The organism is Streptomyces sp. NPDC035033 (assembly GCF_040636735.1).
Classification (GTDB): domain Bacteria; phylum Actinomycetota; class Actinomycetes; order Streptomycetales; family Streptomycetaceae; genus Streptomyces.
In genome coordinates, this window is record NZ_JBEZUZ010000016.1 from 18,343 (window position 1) to 34,739 (window position 16,397).

Annotated in this window: 13 protein-coding genes; 4 read left to right on the plus strand and 9 right to left on the minus strand. The window is 74.3% G+C overall.

Translation table 11 applies throughout. The annotated features are described in order from the left end of the window. Positions 1 to 230: 230 nt before the first annotated feature. The 5 genes from AB0E83_RS09680 to AB0E83_RS09700 all read right to left on the minus strand — a co-directional run bounded on the left by AB0E83_RS09680 (position 231) and on the right by AB0E83_RS09700 (position 3,757). Positions 231 to 857, minus strand: coding sequence for a BMP family ABC transporter substrate-binding protein (locus AB0E83_RS09680; RefSeq protein WP_362108385.1), 627 nt, complete (start codon positions 855 to 857; stop codon positions 231 to 233). Then, positions 854 to 1,201, minus strand: coding sequence for a hypothetical protein (locus tag AB0E83_RS09685; protein WP_362108387.1), 348 nt, complete (start codon positions 1,199 to 1,201; stop codon positions 854 to 856). Before AB0E83_RS09685 ends, AB0E83_RS09680 begins: the two co-directional genes overlap by 4 nt. A gap of 137 nt (positions 1,202 to 1,338) precedes the next feature. Next, a complete protein-coding gene (locus AB0E83_RS09690) occupies positions 1,339 to 2,094 on the minus strand; it encodes an N-acetyltransferase (RefSeq protein WP_362108389.1) in 756 nt (251 codons plus the stop codon). A gap of 52 nt (positions 2,095 to 2,146) precedes the next feature. Further along, entirely contained in the window at positions 2,147 to 2,758 is a 612-nt protein-coding gene (locus AB0E83_RS09695; RefSeq protein WP_362108517.1) for an HNH endonuclease family protein, read from the minus strand. Between the two features lie 174 nt (positions 2,759 to 2,932). Further along, positions 2,933 to 3,757 carry a hypothetical protein gene (locus AB0E83_RS09700; RefSeq protein WP_362108519.1) on the minus strand — a complete coding sequence of 275 codons (825 nt, stop codon included), beginning with the start codon at positions 3,755 to 3,757 and terminating at the stop codon, positions 2,933 to 2,935. Between the two features lie 121 nt (positions 3,758 to 3,878). Here AB0E83_RS09700 and AB0E83_RS09705 point away from each other — a divergent pair, with 121 nt between their 5' ends. After that, positions 3,879 to 4,448 carry a TetR/AcrR family transcriptional regulator gene (locus tag AB0E83_RS09705; RefSeq protein WP_362108391.1) on the plus strand — a complete coding sequence of 190 codons (570 nt, stop codon included), beginning with the start codon at positions 3,879 to 3,881 and terminating at the stop codon, positions 4,446 to 4,448. Positions 4,449 to 4,451: 3 nt separating this feature from the next. Here the strand turns inward: AB0E83_RS09705 and mfd are convergent, their stop codons facing one another. Next, entirely contained in the window at positions 4,452 to 7,988 is a 3,537-nt protein-coding gene (gene mfd / locus AB0E83_RS09710; protein ID WP_362108393.1) for a transcription-repair coupling factor, read from the minus strand. Between the two features lie 240 nt (positions 7,989 to 8,228). Between mfd and AB0E83_RS09715 the strand changes: the two genes are divergently transcribed. Continuing rightward, complete coding sequence (locus AB0E83_RS09715; RefSeq protein WP_362108395.1) at positions 8,229 to 8,498, plus strand: type II toxin-antitoxin system prevent-host-death family antitoxin; 270 nt, start codon at positions 8,229 to 8,231, stop codon at positions 8,496 to 8,498. Next, entirely contained in the window at positions 8,495 to 8,869 is a 375-nt protein-coding gene (locus AB0E83_RS09720; RefSeq protein WP_362108397.1) for a type II toxin-antitoxin system VapC family toxin, read from the plus strand. The genes AB0E83_RS09715 and AB0E83_RS09720 overlap by 4 nt, the downstream gene beginning before the upstream one ends. 61 nt (positions 8,870 to 8,930) lie before the next feature. Here the strand turns inward: AB0E83_RS09720 and AB0E83_RS09725 are convergent, their stop codons facing one another. Continuing rightward, positions 8,931 to 11,504, minus strand: coding sequence for an FtsX-like permease family protein (locus AB0E83_RS09725; protein WP_362108399.1), 2,574 nt, complete (start codon positions 11,502 to 11,504; stop codon positions 8,931 to 8,933). Beyond that, positions 11,501 to 12,319, minus strand: coding sequence for an ABC transporter ATP-binding protein (locus tag AB0E83_RS09730; protein ID WP_362108401.1), 819 nt, complete (start codon positions 12,317 to 12,319; stop codon positions 11,501 to 11,503). The genes AB0E83_RS09725 and AB0E83_RS09730 overlap by 4 nt, the downstream gene beginning before the upstream one ends. Before the next feature lie 192 nt (positions 12,320 to 12,511). Between AB0E83_RS09730 and AB0E83_RS09735 the strand changes: the two genes are divergently transcribed. Further along, positions 12,512 to 14,023 carry an MFS transporter gene (locus tag AB0E83_RS09735; protein ID WP_362108403.1) on the plus strand — a complete coding sequence of 504 codons (1,512 nt, stop codon included), beginning with the start codon at positions 12,512 to 12,514 and terminating at the stop codon, positions 14,021 to 14,023. Positions 14,024 to 14,111: 88 nt separating this feature from the next. On the opposite strand, the gene AB0E83_RS09740 is transcribed toward AB0E83_RS09735, so the two are convergent. Then, positions 14,112 to 16,364: a VCBS repeat-containing protein gene (locus tag AB0E83_RS09740; protein WP_362108405.1), complete on the minus strand. Its 2,253-nt coding sequence runs from the start codon at positions 16,362 to 16,364 to the stop codon at positions 14,112 to 14,114. Positions 16,365 to 16,397: the final 33 nt, after the last annotated feature.

The window sequence follows — 16,397 nt, forward strand, 5'->3', positions numbered from 1 at the left end:
GGTGGGAAGAGGCGAGGGCTACGGACCCGGCGTATCTGCATGGGTCAGCCTTTGCTTATGCGTCGCTTACGAAGCTCCGCGAGCTTTCCCGATGACCGTTCGCCCGTTCGCACCAGGGGTGGTGTTTTTACTTTTCCTTTAGAAACCGGAGGGAACCCGTCCGGCAACGGGCGCCTCTGTCGGCATCCGCGGCTTCCCTGCCCGGACGGGCGATACGTCCTGGCGCCCCGTCAGTCCTCCCGCGCGAACCGCTCCACGGCGGCCGCGACCTCGTCACCGGCCTTCGCCCCGGCCGCGATCCGCGTCACGTTCTCCGGCGCGTCACCGGAACCGGAACCGGAACCCGGGCCGCCGTCCCCGACGACCACGAACCGGACGTCGGGGTGCCGCGGGGCGGCCTCCGCCGCCACGGCCGCCTGGGCCGGGCCGGAGGCCACGACGACCTCGCAGTCGCGCTGCACCAGGCCGTTGAGGAACGGCCGCGCGTTCGCCGCCGTCTGCTCCCCCGTCACCGGCACGTACGTCACCCGCGTCCGCCCGTCCCCGGAGGCGCGCTGCATGCCCTCCCACAGGGGCGCGGCGGGCGCGCCCGACACGATGCCCTTCTCGTCCGTCAGGAGGCAGGCGTCCCGGTCCTCGTAGATCCGGGCCCGGGCGTCCGGCGGCGTGCCCTTCTCCCCGCCGGTGCCGGCGAACAGCCAGGCGGCGAGGAGGCCGACCGCCACGACCAGCACCGAGCCGACCGCCCAGCCGGCCCGGCCGCGCAGCGCCCCGGCCGCCGCCGCGAGCACGTCGGGCACGGTGGAGCGGGGCGCGGTCTTCCGGGCGCGGGTGCGCCACGTACGCCTGGTCTTCACTCGCCCCGCCCCTTCCCGGCGCCGCGCGCGAGCAGGACGTGCCCGGCCGCGCCGACCGTGGAGAGGGCGAGGAGCGTCAGGTCCAGGAGGAAGGCGCCGCCGGTGGTCTCGACCGGGGTCAGCGCGATCTGGAAGCACCAGGCGACCGAGACGGCGGTGAGGAGGAGCGCCGCCAGCCAGTCCGCGCGGGTCCCCCGGTACAGGGCGAGCACCAGCGCCGGCACGCAGCCGAGGACGCCGAGGCTGAGCACCGGCACGGCGGCCAGCAGCATCCGGGCGGGCAGCCGGGGCACCCCTTCGCGGCGCGGGACGGCGCCCTTCTCCAGGACGACGGACTGGTTCACGGTCGGGGCCTTTCGGGGTGACGGGTGCGACCGGGGTTGCACATGCGTACGACAGGGGACGCCGTACGGTACAGCCCCCGGCCCGAAGATCGCCCCGCGGGTCCGCGGAACCGCGGCCCGGACCGGCCGGCGCCCGGTCAGGAGACCCGGTGGCGCACCCACACGTTGGGCTCGACGTACACCGCGTACCCGCGCGCGGCCTCGCAGTGGACGGGCACCAGGGCGCCGGGGACCTCGACCGCCCCGTCGGCGTCGAAGGGCAGCCCGGTCCACCGCCGCCACTGCTCCAGGGAGCCGGAGACCGTCATCGACGCGGGTGCGACCCGCTCGATCCGGCCGCCCGCGCGGACGTGCACGCGCAGCCACGGGTCGTGCGGCAGCCCGTCGGACTCCCGGGTCCGGAAGGCGTACTCGTGGATGGAGGCGCCGGCCTCCAGGTGCTTGCCGTTGGGGCGGACCGGGGCGACGAGCTCGGAGAAGCCGAGCCGGCGGACGTTCTCCCGCATCGCGGCGAGCATCCGGTGCGAGACGCCCCGGCCGAGGAAGCCGGTGTCGACGGTGATCTCGATGGCGCTGACCGTGTCGGGCGTCCTGCCGTGCCGCAGGTCCGAGAAGGCCCACAGCAGCACCTCGTCCCAGCCCCGGTCGGGCAGCTCCCGCCGTCCCTCCGCGTCCCGCAGGAAGGGCACGGAGAAGCCGCGGGCGACGACCGTGCCGTCCGGGTCGGTGGCGACGAGGACGTACTCGGGGAAGTCCCGCACGATCCGGCCCATGTGCGACCAGCCGACGGGGTCGTACATCATGAACTCCGGCCAGAGGTCCTTCATGGACCACATCGGCCCTTCGAGTGCGGGCCGCTCGGCGAGCGTGGTGATCGTCAGTTCCTGGTCCATGCCCGCAGGCTAGGGTGCCGCCCACCGCCCGCCAACCGATTATCCGACCGCCTCAGCCGCACTGCCGGAGCATCGCCTCCTTGTCCGCGGGGGTGACGGGCAGCGCGTACTTCCTCGCCACCTGGGCGAAGCGGACCGCGTAGGCGCAGCGGACGTCCTTCGCGGGCGGCAGCCAGGTCGCCGGACCGGAGTCGCCCTTGGCGGAGTTGGCCCGGCCCTGGACCGGGAGCAGGTTCAGCGGGTCGTTGGCGAGCTGCTGGCGCTTGCTCCGCGACCAGCGCGAGGAGCCCATCTGCCAGCTGTACGAGAGCGGGACGACGTGGTCGATCTGGATCTCGGCGGCCTTCTTCTTGCTCCAGTCGATGGTGGTGCCCGTGTACGGGTCGGACAGCCGCATCGAGGCCACCACGCAGTTCGAACCGGGCCGGTACTGGAGGTCGTGGCCGTCGCGGCGGAGCAGGTCGTTGCGGGTGTCGCAGCCGTTGCGGGCGAACGGCACGCCGTCGGCCTTGTCCATCCAGGCGTAGCCGAACGCGTCCCGGTCGTACCCGGTCTTCGTCCCGCGCCCCTTGGTGGCGAGCCCGTCGATCAGCGCCCGCGCCCGCGCCCGCTCGTCCTCCGTCACCGGGCCGAGGCCGGCCCGGACGCCGTTCGGGTTGTCCAGGGGGCTCGTGCCGGGGACGGAGGGGGCGCCGGAGGAGCATCCGGAGAGGACCGGGAGGAGGGCGAAGCCGGCGAGCGCGGCGGCGGAGAGCAGCTTCCGAGGTATCGACACGGAGGAATCGTAGGCACAAAAGCCCTGATAATGATCGTTTCTGCGGCCGGTGGGGCGAGGGTGTCAGACCTTCCCGATCCCCAGGGTGTTGTCGGCGGGCAGCAGGCCCGAGCCGATCGCGGCGAGCCAGGGCCCGCCGAGCAGGTCGGCGAGCCGGGCGGTGGCCCCGTCGCCGAGGGCGGCCCAGGGCGCGGCGGCGAGTTCGTCCGTCCGCCGCTCGATCCCGGCGCGCAGCTCCCGCCCGGCCGGGGTGGCGGCGCCGCCGGCGTCCACCAGCCCCCGCCCGGCCAGCCGTTCCCGTCCGGCGGCCCACTCCTCCGCCGTCCACCCCCGGCTCGCGAAGACCGCCTCGGGCGCGGCCCCGACCGCCGCGAACGACACCAGCGCCTCGACCGGGTCGAGTCCGGCGGCGAGCAGCGCGGCGACGTGCCCGTCCCCCCGGTGCTCGCGCAGCAGGGTCGCGGCCTGCCAGAGGACGAGGTGCGGCTCGTCGGCCCAGGGCAGTTCGGCGTGGGCGGCGGCGAGCGGCCGGCCGGCCGTGCCGGCGGCCTCGGCGGCGCGCCGCGCGAGCCCGGCGGCCTCCCGGACCCCGGTCACGTCGAACAGCCCCCGGTACGTCCGGTCCACCGCGCGCAGCCGCGCCGCGAGCACCTCGGCGGGCGCGGCGACCTCCCAGGCGGCGGGGACGTGCCGGCCGACCATGGCGGGGCTGAAGCTGTAGAAGGCGGAGGCGACCCGGGCGGCGCCCACGGCGCCGAGCGGCGCGGCCCGCCAGGCGAAGTAGGAGGGCCAGCGCTCCTCGGTGCCGTACCCGAGCGCGGCGGCCTCCGCGAAGGACTCGGGGGCGTAGTAGTGCAGGGCGTGGAGCGGTTCGAGCAGGTGCCACATCTGTCGTGTGCGAGCGGTGTCCACGGGGGCCTCCCGGCGGCGGGCGCGAATCTGTCCACTGACAAGATTGCGCGCGCGCCGGGAGACTTGTCAATGACTAGACGCTGGCTAGGCTGCCCCCATGACGACCGGGAGAACGAAGCGGAGCTCGTACCACCACGGCGACCTGCGGCAGGCGGTCCTGTCGGCGGCCCTGGAGGCGATCGCGGCGGACGGCCCCGGCGCGCTGAGCCTGCGCGACCTGGCCCGCCGCGCCGGCGTCTCCCACGCGGCCCCCGCCCACCACTTCGGCGACCGCGCCGGCCTCCTGACCGCCATCGCCGCCCAGGGCTTCGGCCTGCTCGCCGACGCCCTGGCGGGCGGCACCACCCTGGCGGACCGGGGCCGGCGCTACGTCCGCTTCGCGGCGGACCACCCGGCCCACTTCGCGGTCATGTTCGCCCCGGACCTGCTGCGCCCCGACGACCCGGAGCTGACGGCGGCCCGCGCCCGCGCCTCCGCCGAACTCCGCGCGGGCGTCGCCGGCCTCCCCGGCCGCGACCCCCGCGCCACCGGCATCGCCGCCTGGTCCCTGGCCCACGGCTTCGCCACCCTGTACCTCACGCACAACGTGGACGAAGCCGTCGGCGGCGCCTCGCCGGAGGAGTACTTCGACCGCCTGACCGGCTTCCTCGCGGACTCCGGGGACTGACCCTCAGTCCAGGATCGTCGTCAGGAACTCCCCGGTCCACGCCAGCAGTTCCCGCCCGACGAGCGGCTTCCCGCCGATCGGACGGGTCGCCGGGCGCGGCACCAGGATCTGGTGGACGGCCGGCTTGATCACCGACTTGGGGTGGAGGCGCTTGAGCCGCAGCTCCTGCGACTCGCGCAACTCCACCGGCGCGAAGCGGATGTTGGGCCCCTGGAGGACGATCTCGGCCACCCCGCAGGCTCGGGCCAGCATCCGCAGGCCCGCCACCAGGAGCAGGTTCTCCACCGGCTCCGGCAGCTTGCCGTAGCGGTCGGTGAGCTCCTCCCGCACCGCCTTGACGTCCTCCTCCGAGTTCGCGGAGGCGATCGCGCGGTACGCCTGGAGCCGCAGCCGCTCGCCGGGCGCGTAGTCGTGCGGGACGTGCGCGTCGACCGGCAGCTCGATCTTGACCTCCAGCGGCGGCTCCTCCTCCGCGCCGCCGGACTCCAGCGCCTTGCGGTAGTCCGCCACCGCCTCGCCCACCATCCGGACGTACAGGTCGAAGCCGACGCCCGCGATGTGACCGGACTGCTCGCCGCCGAGCAGGTTGCCCGCGCCGCGGATCTCCAGGTCCTTCATCGCCACGTACATGCCCGCGCCCATCTCGGTGTGCTGGGCGATCGTCGCGAGCCGCTCGTGCGCGGTCTCCGTGAGCGGCTTCTCCGGCGGGTAGAGGAAGTACGCGTAGCCGCGCTCGCGGCCCCGGCCGACCCGGCCCCGCAGCTGGTGGAGCTGGCTGAGACCGAAGTTGTCGCCGCGCTCGACGATGAGGGTGTTGGCGTTGGAGATGTCGATGCCGGACTCGACGATCGTCGTCGAGACGAGCACGTCGAACTTCTTCTCCCAGAAGTCGACGACCACCTGCTCCAGCGCGGACTCCGACATCTGCCCGTGCGCCGTCGCGATCCGCGCCTCGGGCACGATCTCCCGCAGCCGCGCCGCCGCCCGGTCGATCGAGTCCACCCGGTTGTGGATGTAGAAGACCTGGCCCTCGCGCAGCAGTTCGCGGCGGATCGCCGCCCCGATCTGCTTCTCCTCGTAGGGGCCGACGAAGGTGAGGACCGGGTGCCGCTCCTCCGGCGGGGTGGTGATCGTGGACATCTCGCGGATGCCGGTGACCGCCATCTCCAGGGTGCGCGGGATGGGGGTCGCGGACATCGTCAGGACGTCGACGTTGGCGCGGAGCTTCTTCAGCTGCTCCTTGTGCTCGACGCCGAAGCGCTGCTCCTCGTCGACGATGACCAGGCCCAGGTCCTTGAACTTCGTCTCGGACGAGAAGAGGCGGTGGGTGCCGATGACGACGTCGACCGAGCCCTCCTTGAGCCCCTCCAGGGTCGCCTTCGCCTCCGTGTCCGTCTGGAAGCGGGAGAGCGCGCGGACCTTCACCGGGAACTGCGCGTACCGCTCGGAGAAGGTGCCGTAGTGCTGCTGGACGAGGAGCGTCGTCGGCACCAGGACCGCGACCTGCTTGCCGTCCTGCACCGCCTTGAAGGCGGCCCGGACCGCGATCTCCGTCTTGCCGTAGCCGACGTCGCCGCAGATCAGCCGGTCCATCGGGACCGTCTTCTCCATGTCCTCCTTGACCTCGGCGATCGTGGACAGCTGGTCGGGGGTCTCCGCGTACGGGAAGGCATCCTCCAGCTCCCGCTGCCACGGGGTGTCCGGGCCGAAGGCGTGACCGGGGGCCGCCATCCGGGCCGAGTACAGCTTGATCAGGTCGGCGGCGATCTCCTTGACCGCCTTCTTCGCCCGCTGCTTCGTCTTCGTCCAGTCCGCGCCGCCCAGCCGGTGCAGGGTGGGCGCCTCGCCGCCGACGTACTTGGTGACCTGCTCCAGCTGGTCGGTGGGGATGTAGAGGCGGTCGCCGGGCTGGCCGCGCTTGGCGGGGGCGTACTCGACGAGCAGGTACTCGCGGGTCGCGCCCTGCACCGTGCGCTGCACCATCTCCAGGTAGCGGCCCACGCCGTGCTGCTCGTGCACGATGTAGTCGCCCGCCTCCAGGGTGAGCGGGTCGATCGTCTTGCGCCGCTTGGCGGGCATCCGCTGCCCGTCCTTGCCCGCCGCCTTCTGGCCGGACAGGTCGGTCTCGGTCAGCACCGCGAGCTTCAGCGCCGGGTCCACGAAGCCGTGGTCGATCGCGCCGCACGCCACGTGCACGAGGGCCGGGTCAACGTCCGCCAGGTCGGCCGTCAGCCGGGCCGGGACGCCCTCGCCGCCCAGCACCTCGACCGTGCGGGAGGCGGGGCCGTGCGCCTCCGTCACGTACACCGTCCGCCAGCCGTCGGCCAGCCAGCCCTTGGTGTCGGCGAGCGCGCGGGCCGTGTCGCCGCGGTACGCCTCCGGGGCGTGCATGCCCAGCACGAGCGTGTCGCCGTCCGCGTCGGACTCGGCGCCGGCCGCGAAGGGCGACACCGACCACCACATCATCCCGAGCTCCCGCGCCCGGTCCCGCACGTCCGCGATCCCCCACAGGGAGGCGGCGCCGACGTCGATCGGCGCCTCGCCGCCGCCGGCCGTCGCCGCCCACGAGGCCTGGAGGAACTCCTGGCTGGTGGCGACGAGGTCGGCGGCCCGGGTCCGGACCCGCTCGGGGTCGCAGACGACGGCCATCGACCCGGCCGGCAGGACGTCGAGCAGCAGCTCCATGTCGTCGACGAGGACCGGCGCCAGGGACTCCATGCCCTCGACGGCGATCCCCTCGGCGATCCTGTTCAGCATCTCGCCGAGCTCCGGGTGCTCCTCGGCGAGGGCCGCGGCCCTCCCCCGCACCTCGTCCGTCAGCAGCAGCTCGCGGCAGGGCGGCGCCCACAGGCCGTGCTCGGCCACCTCCAGGGAGCGCTGGTCGGCGACCTTGAAGTAGCGGATCTCCTCGACCTCGTCGCCCCAGAACTCGATCCGGAGCGGATGCTCCTCGGTCGGCGGGAAGACGTCCAGGATGCCGCCGCGGACCGCGAACTCGCCGCGCTTCTCCACCAGTTCCACCCGGGAGTACGCGGCGGCCGCGAGCCCCTCGACGACCTCCCCCAGGTCCGCCGTCCGCCCGCTGCGCAGGGCCACCGGCTCCAGGTCCCCCAACCCCTTCACCTGCGGCTGGAGGACGGAACGGACCGGGGCGACGACGACGGAGACCGGCCCGGCGGCCGGGTCGTCCGCGCTGGGGTGCGCGAGCCGGCGCAGCACGGCCAGGCGGCGGCCCACGGTGTCGGAGCGCGGCGAGAGCCGCTCGTGCGGCAGGGTCTCCCAGGAGGGGTACTCGACGACGGAGTCCGGGTCGAGCAGGGAGCGCAGCGCCGCCGCCAGGTCCTCGGCCTCCCGGCCGGTCGCCGTCACCGCGAGCACCGGCCGCCCCGAGTCCCGGGCCAGCGCGGCCACGGCGAAGGGGCGGGCGGCGGCGGGCCCGACCAGGTCCACGTGCGGGCGGTGCCCGTCGGAGGCGGCCGTCACCGCCTCCGCGAGGGCCGCGTCCTTGACGACGAGGTCGAGCAGACCGTGCAGGCTCATCGGAGCTTCCATTCCGGTACGTACGAGGGTGAACGAACAAAGCGGACAACGCGAACGGCCCGACACGTCGCACGGGCCGGGGCCTCCACCCTACGACGCCGGGCCGACACCGGCGCGGGGGATCGCCCTCACCCTCCCGGGTGACCGGGCCACCCGGGAGGGTGAGGGAGGTGGCGGCCGATCGGGCGACCCCGATACCCTTAGTCCGGCGCTTAGTCCACTTAGCCGTGAGAGGCCGCGATGGAAGCAGCCCGGCAGTACAACGTCCACGACGCGAAGACCCACTTCTCCAAGATCCTGGAGGCGGTGGCCACCGGCGAGGAGGTGATCATCAGCAAGGCCGGCGAGCCGGTCGCGAAGGTGGTCCCCCTCAGGGGGAAGGTCCGGCGCACCGCGCGGGGCTCCCTCACGGAGCCCGTCGTCCTCCACGACGACTTCGACGACATCTCCGACGACCCCGGCTTCGCCGAGGCGTTCGGGCTCGGCGGCACGGAGGACGACCCCGAGTGAAACTGCTCGTCGACACGCACGTCGCCCTCTGGTGGCTGCTGGACTCCCCGCGGCTGACCGGCGAGATCAAGGACCTCCTCGACACCGAGGAGCACGCCTACCTCAGCGCGGTCACCCCGTGGGAGATCGCCGTCAAGCAGGCCCTGGGCAAGCTCGAAGGCCCGGCCGACCTCCCGGAGCGGGCGGCGAACTCCCAGCTCCGGAACCTGCCCGTGACCGGACGGCACGGCATCGCCGCCGGTCGGCTCCCCCACCACCACCGCGACCCCTTCGACCGCATACTGATCGCCCAGGCGCGCGCCGAAGGGCTGACGCTCGTCACCCGGGACAAGAACATCCCCCTCTACGACGTGCCGGTGCTGTCCGTCTGAGCAGCCGTACGGCCCCGGCGCGCACCCCCGCGCCGGGGCCGTACCCGTACCACCGCTCCCGCTACTCGCTCGCGATCGCGTTCAGGACGTTCATCCGTCCCGCGCGGAACGCGGGGACCAGCGCCGCGAAGAGGCCCACGAAGGCCGAACCGGCGAAGACCGCGAGGATCGTCGGCCAGGGGATCTCCAGGACGCCCAGGCCCTCCAGGGCGAGGAGCTTCTGGGCGGCCGTGCCCCAGCCCATGCCGAGGCCGAGGCCCAGCAGGGCGCCGAAGAGCGCGATGACCACCGACTCCAGGCGGATCATGCGGCGCAGCTGGCGGCGCGAGAGGCCGATCGCCCGCATGAGGCCGATCTCGCGGGTGCGCTCGACCACCGACAGGGCCAGGGTGTTCACCACGCCGAGGACCGCGACGACGATCGCCAGCGCCAGCAGGCCGTACACGATGTTCAGGAGCTGGCTCACCTGGTCCTGGAGGGCCTTCTTGTAGTCGGCCTGGTCGGCCACCTTGTACTGCGGGTACGGGGCGAGGGCCGTCTTGAGGGCCTCGTACGCCGCGTCCTCCTGCCCGTCCTCCGCGCTCGCGAGCAGCAGCGAGCTGGCCGGCATCCGGTCGGCGGGCACGTGGGCGCGGGCGGTGGAGACGTTCGTGTACATGGCGCCGTTGTCGACGTTCCCGGTGTCCGCCGTGATCGCCGCGACCCTCAGCTTCGCCGTCGAGCCGCCCTCGAAGGCGACCGCGAGGGTGTCGCCGACCTTCACGCCGTGCGCCGTCGCGTAGTCGCTGCCGACGGACATCGCGCCGGGGGCGTAGGCGCCCGCCAGGTCACCGGCGGTGACCTCGCGCTTCAGGTCCCGCTGGTAGGACGGCTCGGTGGCCGCCACCCACTCCTTCGAGACGGCGCCGCTCGGGTCGGTGATCCGCGCGTCGACGGGGCGGTACTCGGTGACGTGGTCGAGGCCCGCGGTCTTCTCCACGGCGGCCTGCGCCTGCGGCACGATCGGGGCGCCCATCGGGTTCTGCACGATGAAGTCGGCGCCGACGGACCTGTCGAGCTCCTCGGTGGCCGAGGCGACCATGGAGGAGCCGACGACGGAGAGGCAGGCGACGAGCGCGAGGCCGATCATCAGGGCGGCGCCGGTCGCGCCGGTGCGGCGCGGGTTGCGGAGCGCGTTCCGCTCGGCCATCCGGCCGACGGGCCCGAAGACCCGCAGGACGACGAGGCCCAGGGCGCGGACGACCCCGCCCGCGAGGAGCGGGCCGACGACGACGAAGCCGAGCAGCGACAGGACGATCCCGGCGCCGAGCCACAGCGAGCCCGTGCCCGCCTTCTCGGCCTGGGTCGCGGCCCACAGGGCGGCGCCGCCGGCGAGCGTGAGGAGCAGTCCGGCCGCGCCGCGGACCCGTCCGGCGCGCCCGTCGGCCGGGGTGCCGGCGTCGCGGAGGGCGGCCATCGGGGAGACCTTCCCGGCCCGGCGGGCCGGGACCCAGGCGGCGAGGACGGTGACGAGGACGCCGAGGGCGAGGCCGACGACGGGCGTCGTCCAGGCGACGGTGAGGTCCCGGGTGGACAGCTCCATGCCCATGGCCGACATGAGCTCCATCAGCCCGACGGCGAGGCCCACGCCGGCGGCGACGCCGGCGACCGAGCCGATCAGGCCGAGGAGGACGGCCTCGACGAGCACGGAGCGGTTGATCTGCTTCCGGCTCGACCCGATGGCCCGCAGCAGGCCGATCTCGCGGGTGCGCTGGGCGACCAGCATGGAGAAGGTGTTGACGATGAGGAAGACGCCGACGAGGAAGGCGATCCCGGCGAAGCCGAGCATCGCGTACTTCATGACGTCGAGGAAGCCGGCGACGTCCTCGCGGCCCGCGTCGGCGGCCTCGGCGGAGGTCTGGAGCGCGTACCCGTCCCCGAGGGCGGCGGCGACGTCCGCCTTCAGCGCCTCGTCGGTGACGCCCGGCTCCCCGTCCACCATCACCTGCGTGAACAGGCCCTCCTTTCCGAGGAGTCGGCGCTGTGCGGTGGCGGTGTCGAAGTAGACGACGGTGGCGCCCGGGTTGGTGACCTTGAACTCGACGACGCCGGAGATCCGGGCGGTGAAGTCGCCGGCGGCGGAGATCGTCCGCAGCGGGTCGCCGAGCTTCAGGCCGTGCTTGTCGGCGGTGCCCCGGTCCACGACGACGTCGGCGGGGCCGCGCGGCTCGCGGCCCTCGGCGAGCTCGACCGAACGGAGCTCGTACGGGCTCCAGTTGACGGCGATCGTCGGGGCGCCGCTGGTCGGTCCGACGTTCTTGTCGTTCCCGTCGACGACGGTGACGCCCAGCGAGGTGACGGAGCCCTGCGCCTCGGCGACGCCCTTCGCCTTCCGCACCTCGGCGACGACGGAGGCGGGGAGGGACTCGGGGCGGCCGGTGTCCGGGGTCTCGTCCGCCGGGTCGGCCCCCTTCGGGGAGACGGTGACGTCGGAGGCGGTGACGGCGAAGAGCTTGTCGAAGGTCGTGTTCATCGTGTCGGTGAAGACCAGGGTCCCGGACACGAACGCGACGGAGAGGAGCACGGCGACGGCGGAGAGCGCCATCCGCCCCTTGTGCGCGAGGAGGTTTCTCAGCGAGGTCCTGAAGACGGTCACGACGTCCGCCCGCGCGCGTCGAAGTCGGGGGTCTGGGGGTGTCCCCCGGAAAAGAGGAGCATGCGGTCGAGGACGGCCTCGGCGGTCGGCCGTTCCATCTCGTCGACGATCCGCCCGTCCGCCAGGTACACCACCCGGTCCGCGTAGGAGGCGGCGACCGGGTCGTGGGTGACCATCACGATCGTCTGCCCCAGCTCGTCCACCGACTGCCGCAGGAAGCCGAGGACCTCGGCGCCGGCCCGCGAGTCGAGGTTGCCGGTCGGCTCGTCCCCGAAGATGATCTCCGGCCGGGCGGCGAGCGCCCGCGCGACGGCGACCCGCTGCTGCTGGCCGCCGGACAGCTCGGCCGGCCGGTGCTTCAGCCGCCCGGCGAGCCCGACGGTGTCCACGACCCGGTCCAGCCACGCCGGATCGGGCCGGCGGCCCGCGATGTCCATCGGCAGCGTGATGTTCTCCAGCGCGCTGAGCGTCGGCAGCAGGTTGAACGCCTGGAAGACGAAGCCGACGCGGTCCCGGCGCAGCCGGGTGAGCTTCTTGTCCTTGAGGCCGGTGATCTCGGTCTCGTCGAGGAAGATCTGCCCGCTGGTGACGGTGTCGAGCCCGGCGAGGCAGTGCATCAGGGTCGACTTGCCGGACCCCGAGGGGCCCATGATCGCGGTGAACCGGCCGCGGGCGATGTCCACGTCGACGTGGTCCAGCGCGACGACCCTGGTCTCCCCGCTCCCGTACGCCTTGACGACCTGCCGCGCCCGCGCGGCGACGGCCGCCTTTCCTTCGGTGCCCCCGTGCCTGGGGACGGTCACAGCCGACGTCACGGTCTTCTCCTCAGCAGCGAACGACGTGTAGGAACAAGCTAAGGACCGCGCCCGCCGCTTCTCGTCCTCCACCGGGACGACCGTTCCCTGGCTCACATGGGGGAGGGACCCCTAGGGGTTCCTCCGTCCCGGGTCGGAGTGAGACCCTGTGCCCGCACATTTAGGTGTACGAAGAAAGAGAAGGGCAGCAGGGTGACGGACGGCAGGACGGTCTCGACGCACACCACCTCCGGGGCCCCGCCGGCGGACCGCCGCGGCGCCGTCGTCGCCGCCCTCATGCTCTGCATGGCGCTCGCCGCCCTCGACGGCACGATCGTCGCCACCGCCGTCCCCCAGATCGTCGGCGACCTCGGCGGCCTCTCCGTCTTCTCCTGGCTCTTCTCCGGCTACCTCCTCGCCGTCACCGTCACCCTCCCCGTCTACGGCAAGCTCAGCGACACCTTCGGCCGCAAACCGGTCCTCGTCGCCGGAACGATCCTCTTCCTCGTCGGTTCGCTGCTCTGCGCCGCCGCCTGGAACATGGCCGCCCTCATCGCCTTCCGCGTCGTCCAGGGCCTCGGCGGCGGCGCCCTCCAGGGCACCGTCCAGACGATCGCCGCCGACCTGTACCCGCTCAAGGAACGCCCCCGCATCCAGGCGAGGCTCTCCTCGGTGTGGGCCACCTCGGCGGTGGCGGGCCCGGCGGTCGGCGGCCTCCTCGCCGGGTACGCGGACTGGCGCTGGATCTTCCTCGTCAACCTCCCGGTCGGCGGCCTCGCCCTCTGGCTGATCGTCCGCCACCTCACGGAACCCGCCCGGGCCCCCCGCACGACCCCGGTGCGCATCGACTGGCCGGGCGCGCTCGGCGTCTTCGCGACCGGCGCGCTCCTGCTGACCGCCCTCGTGCAGGGCGGCGTCGCCTGGCCCTGGCTCTCGGCCCCGTCCCTGGGCCTGCTGGGCGGCGCGGCGCTCCTCGCCGCCGCGACCGTGGCCGTCGAACGGCGCGCGGCCGAACCGGTCATCCCCGGCTGGGTGTGGCGCCGCCGCACGATCGCCGCGGTGAACCTGGCCCTGGGCGCCCTCGGGCTCGTCATGGTCGCGCCGGCCGTCTTCCTGCCGACGTACGCGCAGTCGGTGCTCGGCCTCGGCCCGATCGCGGCGGGGTTCGTCCTCTCCGCGTGGACGCTGAGCTGGCCGATCACCGCCGCGCTCTCCAGCCGCGTCTACACCCGCATCGGCTTCCGCCTCACCGCCGTCCTCGGCATCTCCGGCGCCCTCGCCTGCCTCCTCGCCTTCCCCTTCCTCCCCTACCCCGGCGAACCCTGGCAGCCCGCCCTCCTGATGCTGCTCCTCGGCGGCTGCCTCGGCTTCTTCCAGCTCCCGCTGATCGTCGGCGTCCAGTCCACCGTCCCGTACGAGGAGCGCGGCACCACCACCGCGTCCGTCCTCTTCTGCCGCCAGGTCGGCCAGAGCGTCGGCGCGGCGGCCTTCGGGGCGATCGCCAACGGCGTCCTCGCCGCCCGCCTCGGCGCCGGCACCGACCTCGACTCGCTGGCCGGCTCGCTGACCGCCTCCGACGCCACCCGCCGCGCGGTGGACGCGGCCGTCGACCGGGTCTACCTCGGCGCGGCGGGCGCCGCCGCCCTCGCCCTCCTGGCCCTCGTGACGCTGGCGCCCCGCCGCTTCCCCGTCCTGAAGGACGAGGCCGGCGAGGACGGGGCATAGCGGAGCGCCGCCACCCGGGCCGGGTGACGGCGCCTCCCGGGCGCGGACAGCGGTCGTGCCACGAGGAGCACGGCCGCCCGCCGCGTCGTCAGAACAGCGTGTCGTACCGGGCCGAGCCGGTGACGTCGGTCTTCGCTCCGGCCTTGAGGGGCGCCTTCCAGTCCCCCGTACCGGCGTAGAAGGTGACCCCGGCCGTGGCGGGGGCGGCCATCAGGTCGGCGCGCCCGTCGCCGTTCGCGTCACCGACGCCGACGAGGTGGCGGAAGCCGCCCCAGCCGCCGCCGACGCGGGTGCGGGCGGCGAAGGTGCCGTCGCCCTTGCCGAGGTAGAGCCAGAGGACGCCGTCCTTGTCGCGGGCGAGGAGGTCACCGGCGGGACCGCCGGCGAGGTTCCCCACGGCGGCGACCTCGTTGTAGATCCCCCAGCCGCCGCCGACCCGCTTGCGCGCGGAGAAGGGCGCGGAGGCGTTGCCGGTGCCCGGGTAGAGCCAGAGCACGCCCGCCCTGTCGGTGGCGAGGAGGTCGGAGCGGCCGTCGCCGGTGACGTCGCCGCCGGCCGCGAGCCGGTCGTACGTCTGCCAGCCGCCGCCGATCCGCGTCCGGCCGGAGAGCGGCTTCGCGCGGTTCCCGGTGCCCTGGTAGAGCCAGAGGACCCCGGCGGTGTCCCGGGCGAGGACGTCGGGCGCGGTGGTGCCCGCGACGTTCCCGGCGGTCTCCAGCCGGTCGTACGCCTGCCAGCCGCCGCCGACCGGCACGGACTCCCCGCCGGCGACCGCGCCGCCCGCGAGCGGCCGGCTCCCGAAGAACCGCAGGAGCCCGCCGGGCTCCCGCCCGAGGAGGTCGGCGGTGCCGTCGCCGTCGAAGTCGTGGGGCGCGGGGGGACGGTTCACGGTGAACCGGCCGGTGGCGACGAGGTCGGGGCCGATGCCCTCGTCCGGCGCGGCCGTCAGCCGCCACTCGTACGTGCCGGCCCGCGCCGGGCCCGGCTTCTCGGACCCCGGGTCGGTGCCCTCCCAGTGCCAGGCGATCCTGCGGGCCCCCGTGCCGGCGGGCTCCCAGGAGCCGGAGCTCCGCGCGCCGCTGGGGAGGTGGGTGAGGGTCAGCTCCGCCCGGACGTCGCCGCGCGAGAGGTCCCACGCGAAGTCGAAGCCCTCCGCGACCTGGGCGCCGGTGAGCGCCGTGGGGACGGTGGAGCCGGTGAGGGTCACGGTGGTCGGCTCCCCGGTGGAGGCGACCAGCACGACGTCCGGCCGCCCGCCGTCGGCGCGGGGCGAGATCCGGTACAGGCCCTCGCCCTGCGCGGCGGAACCGCCGCGCACCAGGAGCGAGCCGCCGGGGCCGGGGACGGCCGAGGAGAACGCGGAGAGGACGGTGACCTTCTCGCCGGGGGACTCGACCGACTGGAGCGTGAACGGCCGGACCGCCGCCCGCCCGGCCTCGCCGGTCATGCCGAGGTGCGCCTGCTGCCCGGAGGCGATCCAGCCGCCGACCAGGTGGAGGGGGTCGGTCAGCGCGGCGTCCGACGGGATCCAGATCTCGCCGGACGGGGCGCCCCGCCGGTGGGCGACGATCCCATTGCCGCCGGGGACCCGGCCCTCCCGCCACGCCACGTGCGTGGCGGAGACCGAGCCGTCGAAGGCCCAGGCGTCCTGCCCGGGGGCGTACCAGGGGGTGTGGCCGGTGACGAGGTCGACGAAGATCTTGACGGGAACGCCGTCGACGTCGCAGTCGTAGAGCGCGCCGCCCGCGGCGGCCCAGCTGCCGTCGCCGTCGTCGCAGCCGATCTGGACGCCCCCCGCGACCTTCCGGAACACCGGGGTGCCCCCGGCGAGCACGGCGGCGTCGAGGGCGGTGGCGTACTGGATGCCCCTGCCGTCCTCGTCCCGCTCGACGAGCAGGGTGTCGCCGGTCAGGCCGGAGTAGGTGTAGCCGCCGAGCGCGTCGAGGTCGATCTCCACCGGCGCGGACGCGGGCCTCGCCATGTCGTGGACCTTCAGCACCGAACTGACGGTGAGCAGGCTCCGGTTGCCGGTGACCACGAGGTCCGTGCCGCCGGCGGCGGCGGAGGCACCCGGCAGCACGACCGACGCCCCGCCGTCGTACGGGGTCCACCGGAACTCCGGCGCGTCCCCCCGGGTCCGCGTCAGGAACCCGCTCGGCCCCGCGCCGACGACCTCCGCGTCGCGCGGGAACGCCACGACGCCCTGCTGCTCCTCCTCCTGCGCGGCTCCCGGCCCGGCGGCCGAGGCCGGGAGCGCGGTGAGCGCGCCGCCCGCCGCCGCGAGGGCGACGGTGACGGCGGCGGCCATGATCCTGCGACTGCGCGGACGCGCGTGGTTCATCTGCGGGTTCCCCTCCCCTTGAGATCAGGAGGG

Coding starts and splice junctions, on each gene's coding strand:
- AB0E83_RS09700 (WP_362108519.1), bottom strand. CDS start 3,757: ATGTGGCACCTGCTCGAACCGCTCCACGCCCTGCACTACTACGCCCCC.
- AB0E83_RS09740 (WP_362108405.1), bottom strand. CDS start 16,364: ATGAACCACGCGCGTCCGCGCAGTCGCAGGATCATGGCCGCCGCCGTC.
- AB0E83_RS09715 (WP_362108395.1), top strand. CDS start 8,229: ATGGAAGCAGCCCGGCAGTACAACGTCCACGACGCGAAGACCCACTTC.
- AB0E83_RS09690 (WP_362108389.1), bottom strand. CDS start 2,094: ATGGACCAGGAACTGACGATCACCACGCTCGCCGAGCGGCCCGCACTC.
- AB0E83_RS09705 (WP_362108391.1), top strand. CDS start 3,879: ATGACGACCGGGAGAACGAAGCGGAGCTCGTACCACCACGGCGACCTG.
- mfd (WP_362108393.1), bottom strand. CDS start 7,988: ATGAGCCTGCACGGTCTGCTCGACCTCGTCGTCAAGGACGCGGCCCTC.